Raw genomic sequence first — 4695 nt, 5'->3', positions numbered from 1 at the left:
CCCCGGCCGCCCGCGCCCGTCCAGACGGCTTCGACGCCGCCGGCGCCGCCCCGCTCCGGCGACGATCCGGGTGGACCTGGACCGCGTCGACCGCCTGATCAACGTCGTGGGCGAACTGGTCATCCAGCAGGCCATGCTGGCCCAGCGCGTGACGGAAAGCGGCCTGGCTCGCTCGTCGGGCGTCTCGGTCGGGCTGGAAGACCTGGAGCTGCTGACGCGCGAGATCCAGGACAGCGTCATGGCCATCCGCGCCCAGCCGGTGAAGTCGGTGTTCCAGCGCATGCCGCGCCTGGTCCGCGAGGTCGCCGAGATGACCGGCAAGCGGGTGAAGCTGGTCACCGCCGGCGAGGACACCGAGGTCGACAAGACCGTGGTCGAGCGCCTGGCCGAGCCGATCACCCACATGCTGCGCAACGCCATCGATCACGGGCTGGAGAGCCCCGAGGAGCGCGCGGCGGCCGGCAAGCCCGCCGAGGGGACCGTGCGGCTGGCGGCCCTGCACCGGTCGGGGCGGATCGTCATCGAGATCTCGGACGACGGGAAGGGCATCAACCGCCCCCGCGTGCGCGGCATCGCCGTCGAGCGCGGCCTGATCGCCGAGGACGCGGTCCTGACCGACGACGAGGTCGACAACCTGATCTTCCTGCCCGGCTTCTCGACCGCGGCGACGGTGTCGGACATCTCGGGACGCGGCGTCGGCATGGACGTGGTCCGCCGGTCGATCCAGGCCCTGGGCGGCCGCATCTCGATCAGCTCGGTTCCGGGCAAGGGCTCGACCTTCACCCTCAGCCTGCCGCTGACGCTGGCGGTGCTGGACGGCATGGTCGTGGGCGCCGCCGAGCAGACCCTGGTCGCGCCGCTGTCGGCCATCGTCGAGAGCCTGACGCCGCGCGCGGAGGACATCCATTACGTCGGCGGCCACGACGCGGTGATCCGCTTCCGGGACGCCTTCGTGCCCCTGGTCGACGTGGCCCGGAGCCTGGGGTTCCGGGACACCGCCGAAGCCTCGCCGCAGGGCGTGGCGGTGGTCGTGGAGACCGAGTCCGGCGCGCGCGCGGCCCTGCTGGTCGACGCCATCCAGGGGCAGCGCCAGGTCGTCATCAAGAGTCTGGAGACCAACTACCAGCAGGTCGAGGGCGTCGCCGCCGCGACCATCCTGGGCGACGGCCGGGTCGCCTTGATCCTGGACGTGGACGCCATCGTCGCCAACGCCCGCCGCCGATCGGCGGCGCCTGACCTGAAGCTCGCGAGCTGATCATGACCGAAGCCCAATCCGCCGCCATCCGCGAACTGATCGCCTTCCGCATCGGCGAGCAGGAGTTCTGCGTGGACATCATGTCCGTGCGCGAAATCCGCGGCTGGACGCCGGCCACCCCGTTGCCGCGGTCGCCCGGCTACATGAAGGGGGTCATCAACCTGCGCGGGGCCGTGTTGCCGATCGTCGATCTGGGCGCGCGGTTCGGTTTGCGGACGTCGGAGCCGACCGCGCGGCACGTCATCATGGTCGCCCATATCGGCGGCCGCACCGTCGGCCTGCTGGTCGACGCCGTATCGGACATCATCCAGCTGAGCGAGGGCGCCATCCAGCCGACCCCGGACGTGGCGTCCGACGAGGTGCGCGCCTTCGTGAAGGGCATCTTCGCCGTCGACGGCCGGATGATCAGCCTGATCGAACTGGACCTGATCCTGCCGGCGGCGGAGGCCGAGGCCGCATGACCTCGCCCGCCGGGACGGCGCACCTGGTCGAGGGCGAGTTCGCCCTGACGGCCGAGGATTTCCGTCACATCGCCCATGTGCTGCACAGCCACGCCGGCATCGCCCTGGGGGAGGGGAAGGCCGCCCTGGTCTACTCCCGCCTGGCCAAGCGGCTGCGGGCGCTGGGCCTGCGCAGCTTCCGCGAATACTGCGCCCTGATCGACGGCGTCGATGGCGTGGACGAGCGCCAGGCCATGACGGCCGCCCTGACCACCAACGTGACCCGCTTCTACCGCGAGCCGCACCACTTCGATCACCTGCGCGACCTGGTCATGCCCCGGCTGGCGGCCCACGCCCGCGCCGGCGGACGAGTACGGCTGTGGTCCGCCGCCTGCTCGAACGGCCAGGAGCCCTATTCGATGGGACTGACCGTCCTGTCGGTTCTGCCCGAGGCGGCCGAGCTGGACGTCCGCATCCTGGCCACCGACATCGACCCCAACATGGTCGCCGAGGGCGCCGCGGGGACCTATTCGGAGGAGGCGCTGGAGCAGGCCCCGGCGACGCTGTGGCGCCGTCACTTCGACCGCGCTCCCGGCGCCGGACGGGACCGCTGGAGCGCCGGCCCCGCGCTGCGCCGGCTGGTGACGTTCAAGGAACTGAACCTGATCGGCGACTGGCCCATGCGCGGTCGCTTCGACGTCATCTTCTGCCGCAACGTCGTGATCTATTTCGACGACGCCACCCAGGAGCGGGTGTGGAGCCGGTTCACGCCGCTGATGAACCCCGGCGCGACGCTCTACATCGGCCATTCCGAACGGGTGAGCGGGCCGGCGACGGCGAAGCTGCAGACCAGCGGCCTGACCACCTACCGGCTGGGAGCCGCCGCATGAGCGCCGCCCAAACGCTCCCGGTCCGGGTCCTGGTCGTCGACGACAGCCCCACCATGCGCGGGCTGATCAGCGCCGCGCTGCGCCGCGATCCGGAGATCGAGGTCGTGGGCGCCGCCGCCGACCCCCTGGAGGCGCGCGAGGCGATCAAGCGGCTGAACCCCGACGTCATCACCCTGGACGTCGAGATGCCGAACATGAACGGCCTGGAGTTCCTCGAGAAGATCATGCGGCTGCGGCCGATGCCGGTGGTCATGGTCTCGACCCTGACCCAGGCCGGCGCCGAGGTGACGGTGGCCGCGCTCGAGATCGGGGCCGTGGACGCGGTGGGCAAGCCGATGGATGGGGCTTCCGCCCTGACCGCCTTCGCCGAGCTGGGGACCAAGGTGAAGGCCGCGGCCCGGTCGCGGGTGAGGGCCCGGAGCGACGCCCCGACCGTCCCGCCGGCCGCGGCCGACTATCGGCCCGATCCGGCGCACGTCCTGGCCATCGGCGCTCGACCGGCGGGGTCGAGGCCCTGCTGACCATCCTGTCCGGCTTCCCCGCCGACTGCCCCGCGACGGTGGTGACCCAGCACATGCCGGCGACCTTCACCAAGAGCTTCGCCGCCCGTCTGGACAAGGTCTGCGCGCCCACCGTCAGCGAGGCCGAGGACGGGGCGCCGGTGAAGCCCGGCCACGTCTATATCGCGCCGGGCGGCGAGGCGCATCTGGAGGTGTCGGGGGCCACTCCGCGCTGTCGGCTGAGCCGGACGGACACCGTCAACGGGCACCGGCCCTCGGTGGACGTCCTGTTCGCCTCCGTCGCCCGCCTAGGCCGCCCGATGACCGGGATCATCCTGACGGGGATGGGCAAGGACGGCGCGAAGGGCCTGCTGGCCATGCGCGAGGCCGGGGCCCGGACCCTGGGTCAGGACGAGGCCTCCAGCGTCGTCTACGGCATGCCGCGCGCCGCCCACGAGCTGGGCGCCGTCGAGCGCCAACTGCCGCTTCACCGCCTCCGCCCCGCCATTCTCGATCTCTGCGCCGCGTCCCGCGCGGACCAGCCCGCCGCCTGAGGATTCCCATGCCCGCCGCCGCCGCCCTCAACGTCCTGATCGTCGATGACCAGCTGACCATGCGGTCGCTGGTCCGCAACAGCCTGCAGCAGCTCGGCGTGCGTGAAATCCGCGAGGCCGCGGACGGCGAGATCGGCCTGCGCGAGGTGATCACCAAGCCGGTCCACCTGGTGATCTCGGACTTCAACATGCCGAACCTGGACGGCCTGGGCCTGCTGCGCGCGATCCGCGCCCACCCGCCGATCCAGGGCACCGCCTTCATCATGCTGACCGGCCGCGCCGACCGCGACCTGGTCCAGCGCGCGGTGCAATTCGGGGTCAACAACTACTTGGTCAAGCCGTTCACCGTCGCCCAGCTGAAGGAAAAGCTGGAAGGCGTCTTCGGGCCGCTGACATGAGCCCCGCCATCGCCTCGGACCGCGCCGAGCAGCGCATCCACGTCGGCCAGGGCGAGCATCACGTCTCGGCCGACCCCAACGTCATGCTGACCACGGTGCTGGGCAGCTGCGTCGCCGCCTGCCTGTGCGATCCGTTCGCCGGCGTCGGGGGCATGAACCACTTCCTGCTGCCGGACGGAGAGGGCGCGGGCACCGACGCGGGCCGCCGCTACGGCGCCTGGGCCATGGAGCTGCTGATCAACGACCTGCTGAAGGCGGGGGCGCGGCGCGAGCGGCTGGAGGCCAAGCTGTTCGGCGGCGGCCGGATGTTCGATTCCCTGAAGGACGTCGGCATGGCCAACGCCGCCTTCGCCGAGCGCTTCCTGCATGACGAAGGCATCCGGGTGGTCAGCGGGAGCCTGCGGGGCGTGGGCGGACGGCGCCTGCACTACTGGCCGTCCAACGGACGCGCCCTGCAACGCGGCGTCTCGGACGCCGCCGCGCCCCGACCGATCGTGGACCCGGCCCCCGCCGTCGCGCCGGGCGGCGATCTGGAGCTGTTCTGATGAGCGCCCCGGATCGCGTCCTGCTGGCCGCCCTGGCGCCGAGACGGCGGACATGCGGTCGAGTCTGGACGGCCTGGCGGGCCTGGTCGGGGACCTGATCCGGACCTTGCCGG

General features: G+C 71.9%; 5 protein-coding genes and 1 pseudogene. All 6 read left to right on the top strand.

The features are described 5' to 3' along the window. Positions 1–1255: chemotaxis protein CheA (locus AC2W7C_RS13595; RefSeq protein ID WP_486001914.1), on the top strand; the 1255-nt coding region annotated here is incomplete at its 5' end. A gap of 2 nt (positions 1256–1257) precedes the next feature. Then, the gene (locus AC2W7C_RS13590) at positions 1258–1716 is read left to right on the top strand and encodes a chemotaxis protein CheW (RefSeq protein WP_486001913.1); all 459 of its coding nucleotides are present in this window, start codon (positions 1258–1260) and stop codon (positions 1714–1716) included. Continuing rightward, positions 1713–2585 (top strand): CheR family methyltransferase, encoded by an 873-nt coding sequence (locus AC2W7C_RS13585; protein ID WP_486001912.1) that lies wholly within the window; start codon positions 1713–1715, stop codon positions 2583–2585. Before AC2W7C_RS13590 ends, AC2W7C_RS13585 begins: the two co-directional genes overlap by 4 nt. Further along, positions 2582–3639: pseudogene (locus AC2W7C_RS13580) on the top strand (protein-glutamate methylesterase/protein-glutamine glutaminase). Before AC2W7C_RS13585 ends, AC2W7C_RS13580 begins: the two are co-directional and overlap by 4 nt. 8 nt (positions 3640–3647) lie before the next feature. Beyond that, positions 3648–4037: a response regulator gene (locus tag AC2W7C_RS13575; RefSeq protein ID WP_486001911.1), complete on the top strand. Its 390-nt coding sequence runs from the start codon at positions 3648–3650 to the stop codon at positions 4035–4037. Further along, positions 4034–4582, top strand: coding sequence for a chemotaxis protein CheD (locus AC2W7C_RS13570; protein ID WP_486001910.1), 549 nt, complete (start codon positions 4034–4036; stop codon positions 4580–4582). Before AC2W7C_RS13575 ends, AC2W7C_RS13570 begins: the two co-directional genes overlap by 4 nt. The last annotated feature ends 113 nt before the right edge of the window (positions 4583–4695 follow it).

This window comes from Brevundimonas sp. CURTG3B2_SDJG (assembly GCF_057364705.1).
This window is presented reverse-complemented; position numbering and strand designations above follow the sequence as displayed.